Annotated in this window: 22 protein-coding genes, 1 other RNA gene and 1 pseudogene; 17 read left to right on the top strand and 7 right to left on the bottom strand. The window is 48.5% G+C overall.

The window, feature by feature from the left end; translation table 11 throughout:
* Positions 1-59: 59 nt before the first annotated feature.
* Positions 60-443 carry an autonomous glycyl radical cofactor GrcA gene (gene grcA / locus NP77_RS06810; protein ID WP_008926720.1) on the bottom strand — a complete coding sequence of 128 codons (384 nt, stop codon included), beginning with the start codon at positions 441-443 and terminating at the stop codon, positions 60-62.
* Between the two features lie 242 nt (positions 444-685).
* On the opposite strand from grcA, the gene ung reads away from it, so the two are divergent.
* Positions 686-1,366 carry a uracil-DNA glycosylase gene (gene ung / locus NP77_RS06805; protein WP_003848587.1) on the top strand — a complete coding sequence of 227 codons (681 nt, stop codon included), beginning with the start codon at positions 686-688 and terminating at the stop codon, positions 1,364-1,366.
* A gap of 59 nt (positions 1,367-1,425) precedes the next feature.
* Here ung and grpE read toward each other — a convergent pair whose 3' ends face one another.
* Entirely contained in the window at positions 1,426-2,007 is a 582-nt protein-coding gene (gene grpE / locus NP77_RS06800) for a nucleotide exchange factor GrpE (RefSeq protein WP_039659511.1), read from the bottom strand.
* Positions 2,008-2,129: 122 nt separating this feature from the next.
* Between grpE and nadK the strand changes: the two genes are divergently transcribed.
* The 3 genes from nadK (at position 2,130) to bamE (ending at position 5,288) form a co-directional block, all read left to right on the top strand.
* Positions 2,130-3,008, top strand: a complete 879-nt coding sequence (gene nadK / locus NP77_RS23395; protein ID WP_003848582.1) for an NAD(+) kinase — start codon at positions 2,130-2,132, stop codon at positions 3,006-3,008.
* 84 nt (positions 3,009-3,092) lie between these two features.
* Entirely contained in the window at positions 3,093-4,754 is a 1,662-nt protein-coding gene (gene recN, locus NP77_RS23390) for a DNA repair protein RecN (protein ID WP_039659509.1), read from the top strand.
* A 186-nt stretch (positions 4,755-4,940) separates the two neighbouring features.
* A complete protein-coding gene (gene bamE / locus NP77_RS06785; protein ID WP_003848578.1) occupies positions 4,941-5,288 on the top strand; it encodes an outer membrane protein assembly factor BamE in 348 nt (115 codons plus the stop codon).
* 94 nt (positions 5,289-5,382) lie between these two features.
* Here the strand turns inward: bamE and NP77_RS06780 are convergent, their stop codons facing one another.
* Both NP77_RS06780 and NP77_RS06775 read right to left on the bottom strand, forming a co-directional pair.
* Positions 5,383-5,676, bottom strand: coding sequence for an RnfH family protein (locus NP77_RS06780; RefSeq protein WP_039659508.1), 294 nt, complete (start codon positions 5,674-5,676; stop codon positions 5,383-5,385).
* A complete protein-coding gene (locus tag NP77_RS06775) occupies positions 5,669-6,103 on the bottom strand; it encodes a type II toxin-antitoxin system RatA family toxin (RefSeq protein ID WP_008926724.1) in 435 nt (144 codons plus the stop codon). Before NP77_RS06775 ends, NP77_RS06780 begins: the two co-directional genes overlap by 8 nt.
* 158 nt (positions 6,104-6,261) lie before the next feature.
* Here NP77_RS06775 and smpB point away from each other — a divergent pair, with 158 nt between their 5' ends.
* The 4 genes from smpB to NP77_RS06760 all read left to right on the top strand — a co-directional run bounded on the left by smpB (position 6,262) and on the right by NP77_RS06760 (position 9,626).
* Positions 6,262-6,744, top strand: a complete 483-nt coding sequence (gene smpB, locus NP77_RS06770) for an SsrA-binding protein SmpB (protein WP_003848573.1) — start codon at positions 6,262-6,264, stop codon at positions 6,742-6,744.
* 43 nt (positions 6,745-6,787) lie between these two features.
* Positions 6,788-7,149, top strand: a transfer-messenger RNA (tmRNA) gene (ssrA, locus tag NP77_RS22830).
* Between the two features lie 193 nt (positions 7,150-7,342).
* Positions 7,343-8,533 (top strand): integrase domain-containing protein, encoded by a 1,191-nt coding sequence (locus NP77_RS06765; protein ID WP_039659506.1) that lies wholly within the window; start codon positions 7,343-7,345, stop codon positions 8,531-8,533.
* Positions 8,534-8,948: 415 nt separating this feature from the next.
* Positions 8,949-9,626 carry a DUF2971 domain-containing protein gene (locus NP77_RS06760; protein ID WP_197066361.1) on the top strand — a complete coding sequence of 226 codons (678 nt, stop codon included), beginning with the start codon at positions 8,949-8,951 and terminating at the stop codon, positions 9,624-9,626.
* A 210-nt stretch (positions 9,627-9,836) separates the two neighbouring features.
* Here NP77_RS06760 and NP77_RS06755 read toward each other — a convergent pair whose 3' ends face one another.
* From NP77_RS06755 to NP77_RS06745, 3 genes are all read right to left on the bottom strand, one after another.
* Positions 9,837-10,562: a hypothetical protein gene (locus NP77_RS06755; protein ID WP_156137291.1), complete on the bottom strand. Its 726-nt coding sequence runs from the start codon at positions 10,560-10,562 to the stop codon at positions 9,837-9,839.
* A gap of 583 nt (positions 10,563-11,145) precedes the next feature.
* Positions 11,146-11,397, bottom strand: a complete 252-nt coding sequence (locus NP77_RS06750; RefSeq protein ID WP_039659499.1) for an ogr/Delta-like zinc finger family protein — start codon at positions 11,395-11,397, stop codon at positions 11,146-11,148.
* Positions 11,394-12,110 (bottom strand): hypothetical protein, encoded by a 717-nt coding sequence (locus NP77_RS06745; RefSeq protein WP_039659498.1) that lies wholly within the window; start codon positions 12,108-12,110, stop codon positions 11,394-11,396. The genes NP77_RS06750 and NP77_RS06745 overlap by 4 nt, the downstream gene beginning before the upstream one ends.
* 509 nt (positions 12,111-12,619) lie before the next feature.
* Here NP77_RS06745 and NP77_RS06740 point away from each other — a divergent pair.
* The 9 genes and pseudogenes from NP77_RS06740 (at position 12,620) to NP77_RS06700 (ending at position 21,072) form a co-directional block, all read left to right on the top strand.
* Positions 12,620-12,877 carry an AlpA family transcriptional regulator gene (locus tag NP77_RS06740; RefSeq protein ID WP_039659497.1) on the top strand — a complete coding sequence of 86 codons (258 nt, stop codon included), beginning with the start codon at positions 12,620-12,622 and terminating at the stop codon, positions 12,875-12,877.
* Positions 12,874-13,122, top strand: coding sequence for a hypothetical protein (locus NP77_RS06735; RefSeq protein ID WP_039659495.1), 249 nt, complete (start codon positions 12,874-12,876; stop codon positions 13,120-13,122). The genes NP77_RS06740 and NP77_RS06735 overlap by 4 nt, the downstream gene beginning before the upstream one ends.
* A gap of 13 nt (positions 13,123-13,135) precedes the next feature.
* A complete protein-coding gene (locus NP77_RS06730) occupies positions 13,136-13,663 on the top strand; it encodes a host cell division inhibitor Icd-like protein (RefSeq protein WP_039659493.1) in 528 nt (175 codons plus the stop codon).
* On the top strand, positions 13,660-13,926 hold the full coding sequence (locus NP77_RS06725; protein ID WP_019106103.1) for a hypothetical protein: 267 nt from the start codon (positions 13,660-13,662) through the stop codon (positions 13,924-13,926). Before NP77_RS06730 ends, NP77_RS06725 begins: the two co-directional genes overlap by 4 nt.
* Positions 13,913-14,254, top strand: a complete 342-nt coding sequence (locus tag NP77_RS06720; protein WP_039659490.1) for a DUF5375 family protein — start codon at positions 13,913-13,915, stop codon at positions 14,252-14,254. Before NP77_RS06725 ends, NP77_RS06720 begins: the two co-directional genes overlap by 14 nt.
* Before the next feature lie 14 nt (positions 14,255-14,268).
* Positions 14,269-16,605, top strand: coding sequence for a primase-helicase zinc-binding domain-containing protein (locus tag NP77_RS06715; protein ID WP_039659488.1), 2,337 nt, complete (start codon positions 14,269-14,271; stop codon positions 16,603-16,605).
* 268 nt (positions 16,606-16,873) lie between these two features.
* Positions 16,874-19,363: a DEAD/DEAH box helicase family protein gene (locus NP77_RS06710; RefSeq protein WP_039659487.1), complete on the top strand. Its 2,490-nt coding sequence runs from the start codon at positions 16,874-16,876 to the stop codon at positions 19,361-19,363.
* Between the two features lie 530 nt (positions 19,364-19,893).
* A pseudogene (locus NP77_RS23630) lies at positions 19,894-20,577 on the top strand (integrase arm-type DNA-binding domain-containing protein); the annotation flags it as partial.
* Between the two features lie 168 nt (positions 20,578-20,745).
* Positions 20,746-21,072, top strand: coding sequence for a hypothetical protein (locus NP77_RS06700; RefSeq protein ID WP_039659485.1), 327 nt, complete (start codon positions 20,746-20,748; stop codon positions 21,070-21,072).
* The last annotated feature ends 1 nt before the right edge of the window (position 21,073 follow it).

Raw genomic sequence — 21,073 nt, 5'->3', positions numbered from 1 at the left:
AGCTAAAGATTGCTGTGTGCGCTTTGCGCTTATTTTCATCACCTGATTAATCAGACTGCTTAAAGACTTTCAGTAAAGGTACGGGTGATGACGTCGCGCTGCTGCTCTGGTGTCAGTGAGTTAAAACGCACGGCATAGCCGGAAACACGAATGGTCAGCTGCGGATAGTTCTCAGGATGTTTAACCGCATCTTCCAGTGTTTCACGACGCAGAACGTTGACGTTCAGATGCTGTCCACCTTCAACCCGCACCTGAGGTTTAATTTCAACCGGCACTTCACGCCAGGCAAATTCGCCCAGTTCGCTGAGCGCGACAACCTGGTCTTCTTCATAGCCCGCTTTTGCACACAGGCAACGCGCCTGGGCTTTCTCTTCGTCCAGCAGCCAGAATGAGTTCAGTAACTGTGAGTTGTTTGATTGCGTGATCTGGATACCCGTGATCATCATTGCGTCTCCCGAATAAAACGTGAATACATCAAATTTGAGGCCCCGGTATAGCACTCTTTATTCCAGGCCTCTTTGACCTGTATCAATACGAATCAGGCATTCAGGCGGCTTTAACGCTAACCCGTTGATCTCAAACCCGCTGCCATTAAAAAATAATTTGTATTATTCAAATTATTTTTGCCTTCAGGTCGACAGCAGGAACAGCTAAGCTTACGGCACTAACGTTAAGGGAGTTGAACATGGCTGAAAAGCTGACCTGGCACGACGTGCTGGCTGAAGAGAAAGAGAAACCCTATTTTATTGAGACGCTGAAGCAGGTCGCCGATCGGCGCGCCGAGGGTGTAACCGTCTATCCGCCGCAGAAAGATGTGTTTAACGCCTTTCGCCTGACAGAACTGGGCGACGTCAACGTTGTGATCCTGGGTCAGGATCCCTATCACGGGCCGAATCAGGCGCATGGACTGGCTTTTTCGGTGCTGCCCGGCGTTCAGGTGCCGCCCTCACTGCAGAATATCTATAAAGAGCTGGCACAGGATATTCCCGGCTTTGAAAAGCCCAACCACGGCTTTCTTGAGAGCTGGGCAAAACAGGGCGTGATGTTACTCAACACAGTGTTAACGGTTGAAGCGGGTAAAGCCCATTCTCATGCCCGATTCGGCTGGGAGACCTTTACGGATAATGTGATTGAGGCGATTAACCAGCACTGTGAAGGGGTGATTTTTTTACTGTGGGGTTCGCATGCCCAGAAGAAAGGCAGCATTATTGATCGCAAGCGCCATCATGTGTTGCAGGCACCGCATCCCTCGCCGCTTTCCGCGCATCGTGGCTTTTTCGGCAGCAAACACTTTTCGACCACCAATGAACTGCTGAGCGCAGCCGGTAAAAAACCGGTGGACTGGACGCCGGTCTTACCGGATTAACGCCAGAAAGCACACGGCCGCGTCAGTGCGCGGCCGTGTGACAGGATTCAGGCGTTGAATCAGCTTTTAGCTTTAGAAACCGCCACCATCGCCGGACGCAGCAGGCGACCATTCAGCGTATAGCCACGCTGCATCACCAGCATGACATGGTTAGGCTCAAACTCTTCAGACTCTATCATCGACATTGCCTGATGCACTTCCGGGTTAAATGGCACGCCCGTTTCGCCTACCACTTCAACACCGAATTTACGCACGGCACCCAGCAGGCCTTTCAGGGTCAGCTCAATCCCTTCGATCATGGATGCCAGCTGCGGGTCTTCTTTGTTTGCCACTTCCAGCGCACGTTCCAGGCTGTCGATGACTGGCAGCAGTTCGTTGGCAAACTTCTCCAGCGCAAATTTATGCGCCTTCTCAACGTCCATTTCGGCACGACGACGAATGTTCTCAACTTCAGCCTGCGCACGCAGCTGGGCATCGCGCACACCGGTTTGCGACTGCGCTAATTCAGCTTCGAGCTGAGCAATACGCTCATCACGCGGATCCACCTCTGCTGCTGTCTCCGCTTCCTGAGGTTGCTGCTGATCCTGCTGAATTTCGTCTGAGACTTGCTCGTTTGGGGTGTTCTGTTCTTTACTACTCATGAATTTCTCCGCGTTTTGCACATTCATTTCGCTGGTTGGCTTATTATGGGGATTGGTATGACGGATTCAAGGGAACCTATCACATTGCCTTGCCGTTTTGGCTTATAAGGAACACCGACCAGATGAATAAACACTTTAACTGCATTGGGATTGTGGGTCATCCGCGCCATCCCACTGCGTTAACCACGCATGAGATGCTCTGGCGCTGGCTGACGGCCAAAGGTTATCAGGTGATCGTTGAGAAGCAGATTGCCCAGGAGCTGTCGCTTCACGACGTACAGACGGGCACGCTGGCGGAGATTGGTCAGCAGGCTGATTTAGCCGTCGTGGTGGGTGGTGACGGCAATATGCTGGGCGCAGCGCGTGTGCTGGCGCGTTATGACATCAAAGTGATCGGCATTAACCGCGGTAATCTCGGTTTTCTCACTGATCTCGATCCGGATAACGCGCAGCAACAGCTGGATGAGGTGCTGCAGGGCAACTATTTCGTCGAGAGCCGCTTTCTGCTGGAAGCGCAGGTGTGCAAATCGGACTGCTCGCCGCGTATTGGCTCTGCCATTAATGAAGTCGTACTGCATCCTGGCAAAGTGGCACACATGATCGAATTTGAAGTTTACATCGATGAAGTGTTCGCCTTTTCCCAACGCTCAGACGGGCTGATTATCTCCACGCCCACCGGCTCTACAGCCTACTCACTCTCGGCGGGCGGCCCTATTCTGACGCCGTCACTGGAGGCGATTGTGCTGGTGCCGATGTTCCCGCATACGCTTTCCGCGCGGCCACTGGTGATCAACAGCAGCAGTACCATCCGTTTACGCTTTTCTTCACGTCGCAGTGACCTGGAGATCAGCTGTGACAGCCAGATTGCGCTGCCCATCCAGGAGGGCGAGGATGTACTGATTCGCCGCAGTGCCGGTCATCTTGATTTGATCCATCCTAAAAACTACAGCTATTTCAATACGCTGAGTTCGAAACTGGGCTGGTCAAAAAAATTGTTCTGAAAACCGGCCTCGCCTCTTTACTGGATAAAAAACCAGTTTATACTGTATGAAAAACCATATGTGTTTATTCATACAGGTGAACCTATGCTGGCCCAACTGACCATCAGTAATTTCGCTATCGTTCGTGAGCTCGACATTGATTTCCAACGCGGCATGACAGCTATCACGGGTGAGACCGGTGCCGGCAAGTCTATCGCCATTGATGCGCTGGGATTGTGTCTGGGCGGTCGTGCTGATGCTGACATGGTGCGTCAGGGTGCCAGCCGGGCTGACCTCTGTGCCCGCTTCCAGCTTAAGTCCTCCCCTTCTGCCCAGCGCTGGCTGGTCGATAATCATCTGGATGAGGGCAACGAGTGCCTGCTGCGCCGGGTGATCAGCGCTGACGGACGCTCCCGTGGCTTTATCAATGGCACAGCAGTGCCGCTCTCTCAGCTGCGCGACCTCGGCCAGTTACTGATCCAGATCCACGGTCAGCATGCCCATCAGCTTCTGCTTAAACCTGATCATCAGAAACATCTGCTGGATGCCTATGCCGGTCACGACGAGCTGCTGCAGCAAATGCGCGCCAGCTATCAGACCTGGAATCAGAGCTGCCGCACCCTGGCGCTGCATCAGCAGCAGGCGCAGGAACGCGAATCACGTCGCGAGCTGTTGCAGTATCAGCTGAAAGAGCTGAACGACTTCGCACCGCAGCCGGGTGAATATGAGCAGATCGATGAAGAGTACAAGCGTCTGGCTAACAGCGGACAACTGCTGTCGACCAGCCAGCAGGCACTGCAGCTGTTAGCAGACAGCGATGACACGAATCTCAACAGCCTGCTCTACACGGCGCGTGAGATGATTTCTGAACTGACTTCACTGGATGAGAAGCTGAACGGCGTTCACAATCTGCTGGAAGAAGCCGCCATTCAGTTGACCGAAGCCAGCGATGAGCTGCGTCACTACTGTGACAGCCTGGATATGGATCCTAACCGCCTGTATGAGCTGGAAAAGCGTATTTCACGCCAGATCGCGCTGGCCCGTAAGCATCACGTCACGCCGGAAGGCCTGCCCGAACTGCATCAGCAATTGCTGGCAGAAGCGGAGCTGCTCTCACAGCATGAAAGCGATCAGGAGAGCCTGCAGTCACTGGTGGGTGAACATTATCAGGCTGCGCTGAAAAGCGCAGAGCAACTGCATCAGCAGCGCAGCCACTTTGCTGACGAACTGCAGCAGCTGATCACCCAGAGTATGCATCTGCTCTCGATGCCGCACGGCCAGTTTAAAATTGCGCTGACCTTTAATCCGGATCAGCTCACGGCAGACGGCGCGAGCCGCGTCGATTTCCAGGTCACCACTAACCCAGGCCAGCCACTGCAGCCTCTGGGCAAAGTGGCTTCCGGTGGTGAACTGTCGCGTATCGCGCTGGCAATTCAGGTGATTACTGCGAAGAAAATGGAAACACCGGCGATGATTTTCGATGAAGTGGATGTCGGCATCAGCGGCCCGACCGCTGCCGTGGTCGGTAAACTGCTGCGTCAGCTGGGTGAATCGACCCAGGTGATGTGTGTGACTCACCTGCCGCAGGTGGCCGGTTGTGGTCATCAGCACTTCTACGTCAGCAAAGAGACCGATGGCGCAATGACTGAAACGCACATGCAGCCACTGGACAAGCGGGCGCGTCTGCAGGAACTGGCGCGACTGCTGGGCGGCAGCGAGGTCACACGCAATACCCTGGCCAACGCAAAAGAACTTTTAGCCGCATAGCAGCGCACTTTTTTAACCCTCCGTGGTCATATGCTTGCTCTGTAGAGGTTTCCAACAGCGAAAAGGTTTATTATCATCGGCACTTATGTCGCCAGAGTAATAAAGCCTGCCGCAGGCAGAGTTCAGATTTTGATGGCAAGAAAGCCGCCTTTAAAAGGCGTTTGGCCCCGGAAAAGGAATGTATAGATGCGCTGTAAAACGCTGACTGCCGCGGCAGTAGTAATGTTGATGATGACCGCCGGATGTTCCACCTTAGAGCGCGTGGTCTATCGTCCTGATATCAACCAGGGGAACTATCTGGTTGCCAACGATGTGGCCAAGATTCATACCGGTATGACACAGCAGCAGGTGGCTTACACGCTCGGTACGCCAATGATGAAAGATCCGTTTGGCAGCAACGTCTGGTATTACGTTTTCCGTCAGGAGCCAGGTCATGAGGGCGTAAAACAGCAGACGCTGACGCTGACCTTTGATGGTAACGGCGTTCTGACTAATATCGACAACAAGCAGAATCTGTCACAGAACAACGACTGATTGTCGTAAGATTGTCAGAAACAACAGACAGCAAAAAGGCGCACTGAGCGCCTTTTTTATGCCGGGTATCCGCTGTATCTGATGGGATAAGGGCTTATTTTTTGCTTTCTGCCGCTCGTTCTGCGCGCTGCCGGCGTAACTCTTTAGGATCGGCAATCAGCGGACGATAGACTTCGATACGATCGCCCTCATTCACCACATCATCCAGCTTCACTGGCCGACTGTAGATGCCGACCTTGTTACTGGCGAGGTCAATCTCACGACGCAGTTCAAGTAGTCCTGATTTGAGGATGGCCTGTCCAATCGTGCTGCCCTGCTCCACTTTCACATAGAGCTGATACTGCTTTTCAGGCAAGGCATAGACCACCTCGACGGAGATATCAGGCACGGTAAACCTCTTTGGCGCGCTGTGTGAAAGCCTGCACCATGCTGTTGGCCAGCTCTTTGAAGATCCGCCCAAAGGCCATCTCTACCAGCATATTGGTAAATTCGAACTCCAGGCTTAACTCAACCTTGCAGGCGTCATCACCCAGCGAGACGAACTTCCAGCCGCCAGTCAGCTTGCGGAACGGACCATCAACCAGTTGCATATGGATGCTCTGGTTATCCGTCAGGGTATTGCGGGTGGTAAACGTTTTGCTAATGCCCGCTTTCGACACATCCACGGACGCCGTCATCTGATTCTCAGACGCATCCAGCACGCGGCTTCCGGTGCAACCCGGCAGGAATTGCGGATAGGCATCCACATCATTTACAAGTTGGTACATCTGCCCGGCACTAAACGGGACCAGCGCCGAACGACTAATCTGAGCCATAATGGTTCCTGTTCATCACAAAACCGCTGAATAATAGCATTTTCAGCGATTAAACAAAAATGTCCCCGAGTGAGGGTGTGCTAGAATATCCCGTTTCCTGCCGCCCCGCTGGACTGGGGATGCGATAACCGACTAAGTGATGTAAAATACGCCGCACTATGACAAAGAAAAAAGCACACAAACCCGGTTCTGCCACTGTTGCCATGAACAAACGCGCCCGCCACGAGTACTTCATTGAAGAGGAGTATGAAGCGGGATTGTCGTTACAAGGATGGGAAGTTAAGTCACTTCGTGCCGGTAAAGCCAACATCAGCGACAGCTATATTCTGCTGCGCGATGGCGAAGCCTTTCTGTTCGGTTCAACCTTTCAACCCTTAGCCGTTGCCTCCAGCCATGTGGTCTGTGACCCGACGCGCAGCCGAAAGCTGCTGCTGAAGCAACGTGAACTTGATTCACTGTATGGCCGCGTTAACCGCGAAGGTTACACCATCGTGGCGCTGTCGCTGTACTGGAAAAACGCCTGGTGCAAACTGAAGATTGGTGTTGCACGCGGTAAGAAAGAGCACGACAAGCGCGACGATATCAAAGACCGTGAATGGAAACTGGATAAAGCACGTATCATGAAGAATTCAAAGCGTTAAGCACTGGATTTTGATTTGTTTTGTTGCTAGTATTTGAAGTTCTGGGGCTGATTCTGGACTCGACGGGATTGTGAAGCCTTAGGAGCATGCCGAGGGGCGGTTTGCCTCGTAAAAAGCCGCAAAAAAATAGTCGCAAACGACGAAAACTACGCTTTAGCAGCTTAATAACCTGCTTTTAGCCTTCTCTCCCTAGCTTCCGCTCTTAAGACGGGGATCAAGAGAAGTCAAACCCAAAAGAGATCGCGTGGATGCCTTGCCTGGGGTTGAAGCGTTAAATCCAATCAGGATAGTCTGTTAGTGGCGTGTCTGTTCGCAGCTAACCGGCGAATGTAAAAACTGACTAAGCATGTAGTGCCGACGGTGTAGTAATTTCGGACGCGGGTTCAACTCCCGCCAGCTCCACCAAAATTCTTCAAAGATGGTTCCAGTGCCATCCGCAGAAGTCCTTAAAGCCCGCATGGCACAAGCCCTGCGGGCTTTTTTGTGTCTGAAATCTTCCGAGGGGATCCGCCTGAATCCAGAGATAATTGGTACACGTTTAGGTACACGCTATAATGTGTACCTAAAAACGTGTACCAATTATGGACGGAAACCAGTCATGGCGCGGATGACACGCCCACTCACCAATAACGAAATCCTCAAAGCCAAGCCTCAAGAGAAAGACTTCACACTGCACGATGGTGACGGACTTTTCATGCTCGTAAAAACTTCAGGTAAGAAGCTGTGGCGTTTTCGCTACCAGCGACCAAATAGCAGCAGTCGCACAAATCTCAGTCTTGGCTCGTACCCTGCCCTGACGCTCGCTGTCGCACGCCAAATGCGTGACCAATATCTTTCGATGCTTGCACAAGGGATTGACCCACAGAAGCAGCAAGAGGAAGTTTCTGAGCAACGGCAAATTGAGCTGGACAGTATTTTTTCAGTTGTTGCTGGAAGATGGTTCCAGCTTAAGAGTAAAAGCGTTACCGAGGATTATGCGAAGGATATTTGGCGATCGCTGGAGAAGGACATCTTCCCTACTATCGGTGAAATTCCTGTTCAAGCGCTCAAGGCTAAAACGTTTGTAGAAGCATTGGAGCCGATTAAAGCTCGCGGGGCGCTTGAGACAGTTCGCCGGTTAGTGCAGCGCATTAACGAGATTATGATTTACGCGGTTAATACCGGTTTGATCGATGCAAACCCAGCTTCTGGTGTTGGGATGGCTTTCGAAAAGCCAAAAAAACAAAACATGCCAACATTGCGGCCGGAAGAACTGCCCAAGCTGATGCGTTCATTGGTGATGTCCAATCTCTCAGTCGCCACCCGTTGTTTAATCGAGTGGCAGCTTCTTACCCTTGTACGACCGTCAGAAGCCTCTGGAACAGAATGGGCAGAAATCGACCTTGATTTGAAACTTTGGGTTATTCCTGCAGAACGCATGAAGGCCAAGCGCGAACATATCGTTCCTTTATCAAAACAAGCTTTGGAAATTCTCGAGGTTATGCGGCCTATAAGCGCTAACCGACAATATGTTTTTCCAAGCCGTAACGATCCCAGACAACCAATGAATAGCCAAACTGCGAATGCTGCATTAAAGCGCATAGGCTATGGCGGCAAGTTGGTTGCTCATGGTTTGCGTTCCATAGCGAGTACAGCACTCAACGAAGCCAGCTTTAATCCTGATGTCATCGAGTCAGCTCTTGCACATACAGATAAAAACGAAGTTAGGCGAGCCTACAACCGCTCTACCTATCTCGAACAACGTAAAGACATGATGAGTTGGTGGGGCACATTCACCTATAAAAGTTAGCCCAACATGAAATTTATTAGTTTAGATTTGACTTGACACAGCTATGGCATAGAGTAAAAATTAATCTGAAAGTCAGATCTATGCCAGAAACGAATGTTCTCCTTGTATTTAAGAAATTTAATTTTCGTTGATAAAGTTAAAATAAATTGAAGAAAACTAAGAATCGCATATTTTCCCTCAAGGAATAAAATGATGTCACTTAACATACTTATATTGCAAAGTTGCCAATCCAAAAATGAAAATAAAGAATAAGATTTTAATTGACCATAAGCTTTCAGATGATGTTATTTTGTGGCGCTATATGAGCCTTGAGAAATTTATTCACTTGATTGACTCCAGGACAATATTTCTATCTCCAATATCATATTTCAAAAATAGCGATCCATTAGAAGGCCACCTCCCAAAAAAGTTTCATATGGACATGGAAAATACTTTACGATCCATGCGTGAGTCCTCAAGGCCTGATTACAAAAGCATGCCTAATGAAATGAAAGACTGGCTGATGGAATGGAATGCCACTTCTGATTTAAGGATGGAACTAATGAAAGAAAAGACTCGTGGCCGTCAAAGTATTTGCTGTTGGTATGAGAGTCAATTTGAATCTGAAGCAATGTGGAAGCTATATGGCGATAACGGAAAATCCGTAGCAATCAAAACAACTGTTGGCAGTCTAAAAAAATCAATTGAAGCAGAAGACAATATCAATCTTGTCCATTTAAATAAAATTAAATATTTAAATTTTGATGATCTCTCTTTAAAACAGGAAGAGCTTCTGGAAAATGATATGGCCATCGCCAGCATTCTTTTCAAAAGAAAAGAATATGAGCATGAGAAAGAAGTCAGGCTTTATCACAAACCGCATGAACATGATCTATTTAACCCCCAGCATACAATGTTTACTGATTACTGGGAAAAATATACTATTAAGCCATATTTTATTAATGTCAACATCAATGAATTGATTAATGATGTGGTTATATCACCCTTTGTATCTGATCCTTATGAAAGCAGTGTAAAAGCCATATGCTCAAAGTATGAATTAAATAATTGTAAGGTGTATAAGTCATCTCTTTTAGATAAATATGACTTTTGAATTTTTAGGAATTAATTCTGCAATCAAATTATTAATCCGATAAGTTCCGCTTCTCGCCGACCTTACTACCAATTCATTCGCCCTAGCCAGCCAAAACTGCCAGCTGAAAACTGGCAGTTTTTCACAAGATAAATACGCCTAACTGATATCTGGACCTCTACTTTCGTTTATAGCCATTTACTTATTTACCTAAATCCAAAATCATTAATTTTAGATTTTCTTTAACAAATCTTTCATTGCATCCCTACCGCGTTGCTTTCTTTCTTGCTTGAAGTTTTTTTTTAACTGTTTTTTAGACGGAGAAGACTTATTATTCCTTATTTTTAATTTAGGTGCTTTATCTGATGGGCAAACTTCATTTAAAAACGTACGAATTGCTTTTCTGTAGTTAAAAAGCATTTCGAAACCTACAATAATTTCATCACCAGCCGCAGGGATAGGATTAATAAAGCTTGATATTAAATTAAGAGACTTAGTATTCCAACGCCCATTAGCGTGACACAATGAATTTCTTACAGCAATTAGTTCAAGACAACCTTTTTTTGACCACTCATAGTCAGCATGAAGTAGCGTTGAAAGCTTTTCTACTTTAGATTGAGGGAACCCAGCGGGATTGAAATTTAGCTTAACCATAGCATCTGCCATCATTTCATCGAAGATCACTGTCAAATCTTGAACAAGCATCTTAACTATCTGACCAGATATCTCGTCAAAATGCATAGATGGGTCTTTCCTAAACTCAAGCCTTTTATTATTTGTATGAGATGGTAAGAGAGTCGTGGAATAAGAACAAACGGGTGAGATCCAACTAGTAGCATCTCTAAAGCGTTCATTAAGTGATGACTTATCACCAAAATCAACTTGTTTTGCCATATGTAATGAATGCACTAATGTATATAGGGTACGAGTCCAGACGTTTACACGATTCCAATCCATAATATTATTCCTACAGTATGTTATACTTTCCGAAAGAAGTATTACAGGTAATTGCTTGGTATTTTAAGCTGATTCTTAAAGAAGATTCTCTGCATTTTCTGGTTTTGTCTATTTAATTTTTTAGCATTAATAGCAGCCAAAATAGGTCATTAACCTAGCCTTAGCAAGTTGGGTGATTGATTCCTAACCATGACCTCATTAACAACATGCATGGTCCGCTCATAGCTAAGCAGACTGTCAGATTTGATTGTATGCTGCCAGTGAAAACTGTCAGCTCAAGTTTGAGACTATACACATTAAAGGAAGCCAATTGCGCCCAAGAATTACACAAAGAGGTCAGCGCGCAATGCTATCCCCGCCACGCCTGCCCGCTTTATGCATCGTTTTTCATGCAAGTGCATTGTGTGGGCCAAGCCGCGCCCTATATGGCCTGAATGGGAGAAAGCGGTACATGATTTTGCATGCAGATCCATGCACGCTATGCATGCACTGCTCTTTACAAAGCGGCTCGCCAAAAAAAGGCTTCAGTAAGACAAAGACAGGAATAAAAAAGCCGCTGGTTATGCAGCGGCAGTGTGAGGGATTAATGAATCTGGCGGAATGCAGAACCATAACGGCCCAGCGTCTGGCGTTCTCTTGCTGGTTCCGGTGATGGTACCGGTATTTTTTCCGGCTGTGGCGGTGCGGTGATCACCTTTGTGATGCTCTCATTCGTCTTGAAAGTACAGGAGCAGTCGAGGTTAGTGCACTGGTGATAACGCTCTTTTACCTGCTCTGACATATAGCGGCTCGATTTGGTATGTGCCGCGCTTTTGCAGTAGGGACAATGCATCATTTCTGGCTTCCCTCCTGAAGTTTTGCATGCTGCGCCCGGATTGATTCAGCCAGCTTCTGGCGGCGCATAGGATGGCGGTAAAGCTCCATATCAATACCCGTAAGCGGCGGGCGATACAGACCAATATTCTCCAGCAGCGGAGCCTCATTTAGTTTGCTGTCTGGCAGATCAGCCGCCGCCCGCGTCAGCGCTTCGCCGACCAGATAAGCCACGTCATTAATACTATCCCGGTCGTCTCCAGCAAATGTCGGGGAAAGCTCTTCACGACGGAGTCGCAGCTTAATGGCCCACAGCAGCGACGGACTTACGTTACGCAGGGCTGACTGCCAGTGCGCATCCGCGAACCCGGTAAACGCCTCCCGGTGCGATTCAACATACTCTTTACCACTACCGCAGCATTTCAGCATCGCCTCCTGCTTATCCAGCGCCAGCTCTTTAAGCAGCCCGCCGAACTCATCGGCCAGTTCACGGCTGGCGATGCGCTGAGAATGTTCGGCGCGCAGCTCGTCGGTGAGATTGCCTCGCAGGTTGCGAAAGCTCGTGCGCCAGTTGCTCTCGGCTTCTTTCCCTGCCTCGATGGCTGCCTGCTGTTCTTTTTCACAGCGGGCGATATCGGCGCAGACGCCGTTATAGGCTTTCATCCTTTCGGTATGTTCAGCGCGGGCTTTCTCAAAGCGTTCCAGTGATGCAGGTTTCTGTTCAGGCATAGTCATGGTTGTCTCTCATCGTCTGTAAAGGATGAGGCCATTCTGTCGTGTACCACAGGACGGCGCATTTCATTGCTTTCCGCCTGTCGATGAACAAACAAGGGCATAACCTGTATGGGATAGCCCTTTAACTAATTATATTTCTTATAAAACTGTTCACTGGTATTCACTGAGATAAAAAAGGTAATAAATACAGTAAGTAAAAAAGTGAACACTTTAAAATGAAGTATTCACTGAGTATTAACTAGTGTTCACTTTTCAGAAATCCAGCCTTTCTCTGGTAAGCCTCAGTTCATTGTTTTTATCTATTAATAATTAACGAATGATGACTTAAATTAATAGAAAGAGAACAGGATGCAACTCAATGCATTACACTGCACTGAATCTCATGAATGATTATTTTTTGCACTAAGAAGGGGTGTTGCCACACTTAAAAATATCAACAAAATAGGGAGTTACCTAAAGACACCACCAGAACCGGACAGCACCGGCCGGACTCATAATGAGGTAACACCATGCACGCAGTTTCATCCGTACCAGCCCCTGCCATTCCCGTAATCCGTGATGCCGTTTACCCACGCGACCGCTTTATGCGCCTGCCGGAAGTCATCAGCACCTGCGGCCTGTCACGCTCGACCATTTACGATTTAATCAGCCGGGAGCAGTTCCCCTCGCAGATTTCCCTCGGCGGTAAAAACGTCGCCTGGCTGGCGTCAGAGATTGACGGCTGGATGCAGGCCCGCATCGCACAGCGCGCCGGGGGTGCAGCATGATTACGCTAAAATTTGGCACAAAAACCTTTCCGCTCACCCGCGAAGAAGCCGCCTTTGCCGCAGAAAGCCTGACGGCAGCCCTCAGCTACAGACCAGCAACCGCACCGGCCTTTACCAGCGCAATGCTCGGTCACATCTCCGTTATGAGTAAAAAAGCGAAGCCTGTCATGCATCGGGCTAAGAAACAGAGCAGGATATTCCGATCAAATCCGCCGCAATCCGATCACGTCCTGACCAGTTGCTGAGGGAAACGCCCCGATGTGTGAAAAAAGGCTTTTCTCTGGCAAGCGGCCGTTATACAGTTTTCGTGCTGCCGCAAAATCGGCAGCCGGGATTTGCAGCCCGTGTAACTCAATGGCGACACAACACGCGCCAAGCGTGTTTTTTTGTGTCATTGCTCTGGCTTACCCATTTTTCAGGCTGTGGTTCTTAGACCGCAGCCGCTGTCAAATAATGGTGGCCCGGGCGGGGCAGCCTTCGGGCTGGCCGGTATCCATTGAGGCCGGTACTGCAAACCCCGTTCGGGCCACCACCCATGAGATTTGCAGCTCCGGTGGTGGCGTTAACCGCTACTCAATGGAGATTGTCCTCATGACAACGGCCCTTACTGCCGCTCACCCCGAATTCACCTTTATTTTTGCCGCAGTACGCCGCACCGATGCGACCGCGCGTCTCTGTATGCTGCGCACCGTGGCAGGCGATGAGCGCAGCGCCCGCGCCAGCCTCGCCCGCGATTACGTCCTGTCCTTTGCCGGTCGTCTGCCGGTTAAGGCGGTGGCGGCATGAACACCCTTTCTCAACACCTGAATAACCATGACACCTACCCCATCCCCCACGCTGACTATCTGCGTCTGCTGCACGCGCACACGGTCGGCGTGACCGTGCTCGATATGTTCGACTCGGTGAACTGCCTGAGCGCACGCGGCTGCGTCCCGGACGGCGCGGCGCTTGCCTCGGTCGTCGCCCTGCTCACCGACCAGCTCGGTAAAGTTGTTGAAACCTGTGAATCCCGCATGTTAGCCACGGAGGCCCGCCATGATGACCGCTAATCACTCCTGCCTGCCCGTTGAGGTACGCACCGCCGTTTACCGCCGCGCGCTGGCGCAGGGCTACCTGAATGCCTGCAAAAACCTCGGCGTCACCGTATCCGCCACGCTCGACGAGTTGCAGATGACTATCGCCCTTGAGCTGGAGGGCTTCTATGTACGCCGTCACGGCCCCGATGCGGGCATGGAGATGGCCTGCACCATGCTGGGCGATATGGTCGAGCCTGACCTGCTGACCGCCCCGCCGCGCCTGACACAGCTCGGCGTCACCATGATGGATGAGCTATTCCGTAGCCAGCTAGCGGCCGTCAGCCGCACCACGCTGCACTGAGGGAGGACGCGCATATGAAACATATTGTCTCTGACACCGTAAAGGCGGCCATCGGATTCTGGCCGCAGCTTCTGCCTGCACTCGGTATCAGCGTGCATGCCGGGGGACGACACGGTGCCTGCCCGGCGTGCGGCGGTAAAGACCGCTTCCGTTTTGACAATCAGGACGGGCGCGGAACGTGGCTCTGTAACCAGTGCGGGGCCGGTGACGGCCTTAACCTGGTAGAAAAGGCGCTCTGTATCAGCGCTAAAGAGGCCGCCATGAAGGTGGCCGGAATGCTCGGCACGCTGCCGGAGTCAGCCCCGTTTATGCATTATGAAGCCGCAGACAAAAGCCGCGCACAGACTGAAGCAGCCGCACGGGCGCAGGCACTTATCGCCGCCGCCGTCAGCCGCACGGACAATGCCTACCTTTCATCGAAAGGGCTGCACGGCACGCACGCGCTTACAATTGCTGATGCGCTGCGCTGTGGTGGCGTCAGCTTTGCCGCCGGGGATGTGCTTATCCCCCTGACCGGTGAAGACGGCACGGCCGTTAACGTGCAGCTCATCAGCGCCGCAGGCGACAAGCGCACCCTGCCCGGCGGGCAGGTGAAAGGCACCTACTGGCTGGCAGGCGAGCCGGATGGCAAAACGCTGTGGCTCACTGAAGGATACGCCACCGGCCTGACCGTGCATAGGCTGACCGGGCAGGCGGTTTACGTGGCGCTGAGCGCCAACAACCTGCCCGCACTGGCAAAGCGGCTGCGTGAGTCATACCCCGCCGCGCTGATGCTGATTGCCGCCGACCGCGACGACAGCGGCACCGGCCAGTTAAAGGCAGAGGAAGCGGCGAAAGCCTGCGGCGGGAAAACCGCACTGCCGCCGGTTACGGGTGACTGGAACGACGTGTGGCAGGCGCAGGGCGATATCGCCACGCTGGCGCAGGGCGATATCGCCACGCTGGCGCAGCTCACCGACTTCACGCAGCCGCAGCCACTCAGCCCGTTTGAATCCGTCAGCGAGGCTGACCTGAAGGCCATGAGCGCCAGCCAGAAAGCCGAGTTGCTGGTCGCCCATTACGGAGAGGCGCTGGCCGTGCCGCCGGTCGGGGAAGAAATCTGCCGCTATGAGAACGGCGCATGGCAGGTGATGGAGGCGAAGACGCTGCGCCGGGAAATCGCCGCGCTGTTTCAGAAAGTACGCGCACCGTTCTCGGCCGCCGGTATCGGCAGCGTGCTGGACACGCTCAAGCTGATGGTGCCGCAGATGGGTGAACCGTCCCGCCGCCTGATTGGCTTCCGTAACGGCGTGTATGACACCACAACAGGCACCTTCAGCCCGCACCGCCACGAGCACTGGCTGCGCACCGTCAACAGTGTGGACTACACCGCGCCACGTCCTGGTGAAAATCTCGCAGACCACGCCCCGGCTTTCTGGCGCTGGTTAACGCGGGCCGCCGGGCATAATCACGACAAGCAGGAGCGCATTCTCGCGGCATTATTTATGGTGCTGGCAAACCGCTATGACTGGCAGATGTTTCTTGAGGTGACCGGCCCCGGCGGCAGCGGTAAAAGCGTCATGGCCTCGATTGCCACTCTGCTGGCCGGAAAAGACAACACCACGTCAGCCACCATCGACACGCTGGAATCCTCCCGCGAGCGCGCCAGCGTGGTGGGCTTCTCTCTGATTATCCTGCCTGACCAGGAGAAATGGAGCGGCGACGGTGCGGGCATCAAGGCGATTACCGGCGGCGATGCGGTAGCAATCGATCCGAAATACCGTGACGCTTATTCAACGCATATCCCGGCGGTGATTCTGGCGGTGAACAATAACCCGATGCGCTTCAGCGATCGCAGTGGTGGAGTATCGCGTCGCCGGGTAATCCTGACGTTCCCGGAAGTAATACCGGCGAAAGAGCGTGACACGCTATTACTGGATAAAATCAGCGCCGAGCTGGCCGTCATTGTTCGTCATCTGATGCAGCGCTTCGCGTTACCCGATGAAGCGCGCGAACTGTTGCAGGCGCAGCAATCATCCGGCGAAGCGCTGGAGATAAAACGACAGGCTGATCCGCTGGTCGATTTCTGCGGCTACTTGATGCCACTGAGCACGCCGAACGGGTTGTTTATCGGCAACGCCAATATTCGCCCGATTAACCCGAAGCGCTATCTCTATCATGCGTATCTGTCATTTATGGAATCGCGCGGCCATCAGCACCCGCTCAGCCTGACGGCTTTCGGCCAGGCAGTACCACTGACACTGAAAGAATACGAGCGCGTACTGCTCAAGCGCCGAACGAATAACGGCATACAAACCAATCTGACGCTGCATGAGGACAGCGAGGCTGATTGGTTGCCCGCGTGCTGTTAAAAAATACTTTATAAACCGGCATACGCCGGTTTTTTTATGCCTTTCTCAAAGGCAAGAGTTTGGGAAATGATAAGCTTTTCCTAGCGATAGTTCCCCCTTAGCTTGACAGCTCTAACCCCCTACAAACACCCACACAACCAATTGAAATTTAAGTATTTTTATTATCATTAGAATTATTAATATAATTTAATGCGTCGAATAAAAAAATGTGTTAATGATCTATAAGCTAGCAATGAACGAAAAACATTTATAGTAAGGGAGAATACTAATGTCCGGATTATTTTTAGATTTATCAAAATTATCTAAAGGGGTTGACAGCAATACAGCAATACCTCCTCGAGATATATTCACCGCACTTCCGAGTAAAAATACAAAATTTCAATATCCTCGTGATGTTCAGGCCGAAGTTTGGGAAAAATGGTTCAATGATAGAAATAACTCTACAACTGTTATAAAAATGAATACTGGCAGTGGAAAAACCTCAGTCGGACTAATAATCCTAAAGAGTTGCATTAATGAGGGAGTAGGCCCCGTAGTATATCTTGTACCAGATAAATATTTAGTTGAGCAAGTTATTGAAGAAGCCAACCTTTTAGGCATTCCTGTAACTTCCGATGAAAAGTCCCCTAAATTTATCGCAGGTCATGAGATTCTAGTTACAAATATATTCAAGTTGGTCAATGGCCGTTCTGTATTTGGTGTTGGAGATGAAGGTGAAAAAATTGAAATTGGATCAATAATAATTGACGATGCGCATGCTTGCCTTTCTACAATTGAGGACCAATTTACATTAAGCATAAGCAGAGAAAATCCAGCATATGATCATCTTTTTAGAATTTTTGAAAACTCTCTATTTACACAAGGAAGCGCAAAGACTCTTGAAATAAAAGATGGCGATAAAAATGCTTATGTTAGAGTCCCGTTCTGGAAGTGGCAAGAAAGCATTCATGAAATAACAAAAATACTTTTAGAAAACAGAGAAAGTAAAGACCTGTCCTTTAAATGGTCGTTAATTAAAGAAAACCTTTTGCTTTCTAAATGTGTAGTAAGCGCTACAAAGATTGAAATATCGCCTCACTGTATTCCAATTCACATGATTCCTAGCTTATCAAATGCTCGCCGAAAAATATTCATGACTGCTACACTCGTAGATGAGTCAATTTTAGCAAGCCACTTCGGAATTACGGACGATTCATTGTCGAACCCAATAACACCCAAAACCATAGGTGATATTGGGGATAGAATGATTTTGATGCCTCAGGTAATTAATCCGGAATTAAGCGACCCTGAAATCAAATCGATGTGCAAGGATATATCAACCAAACACAATGTGGTTGTTATCGTACCATCAGAATACAGAGCGAAATTTTGGAATGACGTTGCTGATAAAATTTTAGATAAAGATAGCTTGTATGACGGTGTACAAGAATTGAGAAGTCAACATGTAGGGCTAGTTGTTATGGTTAATAGGTATGATGGTATAGATTTACCAAATACTGCCTGTCGCCTTTTAGTCATTGATGGTCTTCCTGATGTTCGTAGATTAGTTGACAAGACAACTCAAAGCATGTTGTTGGGAAGTGAGAAAACTAAAGACGAGATTATTCAGAAAATTGAACAAGGCATGGGACGCGGTGTACGTTCGAGCGACGATTTTTGTGGAGTAATCCTGCTTGGCAAAGCTTTAAATGGTGCTGTTTTCCTAGGTTCTTCCTTAGAGAAATTCTCTCCAGCCACTAAAGCTCAAATTAAATTATCTCAAGAATTAGTGAATATTTTACCTGACTCTACAATTACAACAATCAAGGGTGCCCTTGATTATTGTTTATTAAGAGAGCCACAATGGACCTCAATGAGTAAGGGTGTATTAACTGGGTTATCCTCCACTCATAAAGAAATAGACCCTCATACAATAAATAAGAGAATGGCATATGATTTAGCTTCAAGAAACATGAATTACGATGCTGCTCAAACCCTACGAAACGATAGTAATGTTAATGATAAAATCCACAAAGGTTTTTTGAAAGAGCATGCCGCAGAATACGTTAATCTTTATGATAAAAGTGAAGCTCAAACATTACTTCAGTCGGCTTCAAGCGATAACCATCGTGTATTGAAGCCATTAATGGGTGTAACATATAGTAGATTGAATGGTGCAGCATTAGAACAAGCAAAGGAATGTAGTTTATATTTAAGAAATAATTTCGACAGTAATAATGAAATTGTTATCCACACAAATTCAATAATTGAAAACCTTATATTTATGGAAGGTACTGCGAATCCATTCGAAAATGCTATAGATCAGGTAGCTAAATTAATCGGGTTTAGGAGTCATCGGCCAGAGAATGATACTGGAAAGGGTCCTGATAACCTATGGTCTATGGGTGAAAATGAATATTTAGTCATTGAATGTAAAAATGGAGCCACGGCTGAAAGAATTAGCAAGCATGATTGCAATCAATTAAATGGCTCCGGTGCATGGTTTAAAAGCATGTATGATCAAACATCTACATTCAAGCCAGTCATGATACATCATTCCAACTTTCCTGAGTACGCAGCAACGTTAAATGAAGGAACTAGAATAATGACTATTGGCAACCTTGATGCATTCAAGAAGTCCATAATTGATTTTATCAATGCTATATGTACAAATGATAAGACTCATGATGAGCAATTTATCCGTCAGCGATTGATTTCATCTAAGTTGCGTTCAATTGATATCATAAACAATTATACTAAGAGTTTTAGACCTTCTTAAATCATCGTAATTTTATAGTTCTAACCTACATAAACCGGCCTAGGCCGGTTTTTGAAAATCTTAGATAAGGTGATCACCTTTAATGCACACTAGTGTAAATCTCGTCTAAAGCCCTTCACCACCTAATCCAATGAATTTAAACAGTAAAAACAAAAAGTGAACAGTGTGAACACTTTTCTCTAAAATCATTTCATTTTGGATTTAGCGCCGAGCATTCAATATCCTAGCTCAGCCGTTACGGGGTGTGAGATCCAATAATTGGTACACGTTTAGGTACACGCGTCAAAGTTGAATTGGCGAAAAACACTTAATTTCAGAAGATTGTGAGACTTTTTCAGACTCCGCCAGCCCACCAAAATTCTTGGTTGATGGTTACCAGAACCATCATCGAAGTCCTGAAAGCCCGCAAGGTGAAAGCTTTGCGGGTTTTTTTGTGTCCATAGCAGTCCACTGAGAGTGGCTAGAATCCACGCCAAATGACACCCTGTTTTCGCCCCAGCCCCATGGGTCCAAAATCTGAGGGGCCGAACATGCCGAAAATCGTCACTAAACTCAATAATAATCAAATCAAAAACACTAAGCCTGCCGAGAAGGAAGTGAACCTCTTTGATGATGACAGCTTGTTTTTGCGCATATCGCCGATCATGAAAGGTGGCATGAAAACTGGTACTTCAGGTATGCGACTCCTGTGACTAAGAAACGAACGAAAATGAGTTTGGGTACTTACCCTTACCTTATATTCGCGCAAGATAGCTCTCTCAGAGATCAGTACCTTGCCCTACTCGCCCAGCAGATTGATCTGCAAACGCATAAGACCGACAAAGCGAATGCATTAAAAGCGTCCACTGAACACACCTTGCAGGTAGTGGCAAGAAAGTAACTGGAAGAGAAGAAAAGAACGTCAGTGATTTTAGAAGATCATGTAGCTGATATCTGGCGTAGCCTTGAACGTAACGTCTTCCCTGGATTGAATAATGTTCCGATTAAAGAGATTCGGCCCAAACTCTTGAAGCATCAGCTTGATCCAATCGAACAGCGCGGGGGGTCTTGAAACCCTGAGGCGCATTATCTCCCGGCTAAATGAAATTTTTCGTTGAATAGCTACCAAGGAACTGATTGAGTTCAATCCCGTTGATATCTTTGCAGAGCGCCTTCTAAAATCTAAAAAGCAAAATATGCCAGCACTACCTCCCTCAGAATTACCAGGCTTTTTGGCTACATGTAATTTTAAAAGCACATATTTAATGCGGAAATGTTAGCATTAGAGAACTATTGCTAAAAATTAAAAAACCAGAAGCCTTACAAATACCTGTCCGTTTTGTATAGAGCTTGGGTAATGAGTTACAATCAGACTATCGTAAGACAAATAAATAACATTCATTATGAATAAAAACCAAATCGAAGAAATGCTTTTAAAAGAAGGGTTTACACCAAAAGAAGTCTCTGTGATACGCCAGCATGCTGATAAAAACGGTTATCCTTATCCCTGGCTCCTTTCACAGTTAAAGAAAAGATTCATAGCTGCAATGATATTAATAGCTATCCTTCTCGCAGGACTCATTTATACCATTCGCAGCGGTACACAAGAAAACCTTGTATCTTATTCGCTAACACTGTTAGCAGGCTTCACAATTCTGTATATTTTTATCCCGTTGAAGCCCGCATACAAAGCATTTAAATTTTCGCGAAAAGACTCTCATATTTTATAAA

The sequence above is a fragment of the Pantoea sp. MBLJ3 genome (genome assembly GCF_000816655.1).
Lineage (GTDB): Bacteria > Pseudomonadota > Gammaproteobacteria > Enterobacterales > Enterobacteriaceae > Pantoea > Pantoea eucalypti.
The sequence above is the reverse complement of the archived record's forward strand: the minus strand, read 5'-3'. Positions and strand labels throughout refer to the sequence as shown.

Excerpts from the sequence above, each read along its gene's own strand:
- NP77_RS06725 (WP_019106103.1), top strand. The coding sequence starts at position 13,660 with ATGAACACCCTTTCTCAACACCTGAATAACCATGACACCTACCCCATC.
- NP77_RS06720 (WP_039659490.1), top strand. The coding sequence starts at position 13,913 with ATGATGACCGCTAATCACTCCTGCCTGCCCGTTGAGGTACGCACCGCC.
- NP77_RS06765 (WP_039659506.1), top strand. The coding sequence starts at position 7,343 with ATGGCGCGGATGACACGCCCACTCACCAATAACGAAATCCTCAAAGCC.
- grcA (WP_008926720.1), bottom strand. The coding sequence starts at position 443 with ATGATCACGGGTATCCAGATCACGCAATCAAACAACTCACAGTTACTG.
- NP77_RS06745 (WP_039659498.1), bottom strand. The coding sequence starts at position 12,110 with ATGACTATGCCTGAACAGAAACCTGCATCACTGGAACGCTTTGAGAAA.
- NP77_RS06700 (WP_039659485.1), top strand. The coding sequence starts at position 20,746 with ATGAATAAAAACCAAATCGAAGAAATGCTTTTAAAAGAAGGGTTTACA.
- NP77_RS06755 (WP_156137291.1), bottom strand. The coding sequence starts at position 10,562 with ATGGATTGGAATCGTGTAAACGTCTGGACTCGTACCCTATATACATTA.
- NP77_RS06740 (WP_039659497.1), top strand. The coding sequence starts at position 12,620 with ATGCACGCAGTTTCATCCGTACCAGCCCCTGCCATTCCCGTAATCCGT.
- ung (WP_003848587.1), top strand. The coding sequence starts at position 686 with ATGGCTGAAAAGCTGACCTGGCACGACGTGCTGGCTGAAGAGAAAGAG.
- recN (WP_039659509.1), top strand. The coding sequence starts at position 3,093 with ATGCTGGCCCAACTGACCATCAGTAATTTCGCTATCGTTCGTGAGCTC.
- NP77_RS06775 (WP_008926724.1), bottom strand. The coding sequence starts at position 6,103 with ATGGCTCAGATTAGTCGTTCGGCGCTGGTCCCGTTTAGTGCCGGGCAG.
- NP77_RS06750 (WP_039659499.1), bottom strand. The coding sequence starts at position 11,397 with ATGATGCATTGTCCCTACTGCAAAAGCGCGGCACATACCAAATCGAGC.
- NP77_RS06760 (WP_197066361.1), top strand. The coding sequence starts at position 8,949 with ATGGACATGGAAAATACTTTACGATCCATGCGTGAGTCCTCAAGGCCT.
- NP77_RS06710 (WP_039659487.1), top strand. The coding sequence starts at position 16,874 with ATGTCCGGATTATTTTTAGATTTATCAAAATTATCTAAAGGGGTTGAC.
- NP77_RS06715 (WP_039659488.1), top strand. The coding sequence starts at position 14,269 with ATGAAACATATTGTCTCTGACACCGTAAAGGCGGCCATCGGATTCTGG.
- grpE (WP_039659511.1), bottom strand. The coding sequence starts at position 2,007 with ATGAGTAGTAAAGAACAGAACACCCCAAACGAGCAAGTCTCAGACGAA.
- NP77_RS06730 (WP_039659493.1), top strand. The coding sequence starts at position 13,136 with ATGTGTGAAAAAAGGCTTTTCTCTGGCAAGCGGCCGTTATACAGTTTT.
- smpB (WP_003848573.1), top strand. The coding sequence starts at position 6,262 with ATGACAAAGAAAAAAGCACACAAACCCGGTTCTGCCACTGTTGCCATG.
- bamE (WP_003848578.1), top strand. The coding sequence starts at position 4,941 with ATGCGCTGTAAAACGCTGACTGCCGCGGCAGTAGTAATGTTGATGATG.
- NP77_RS06735 (WP_039659495.1), top strand. The coding sequence starts at position 12,874 with ATGATTACGCTAAAATTTGGCACAAAAACCTTTCCGCTCACCCGCGAA.
- nadK (WP_003848582.1), top strand. The coding sequence starts at position 2,130 with ATGAATAAACACTTTAACTGCATTGGGATTGTGGGTCATCCGCGCCAT.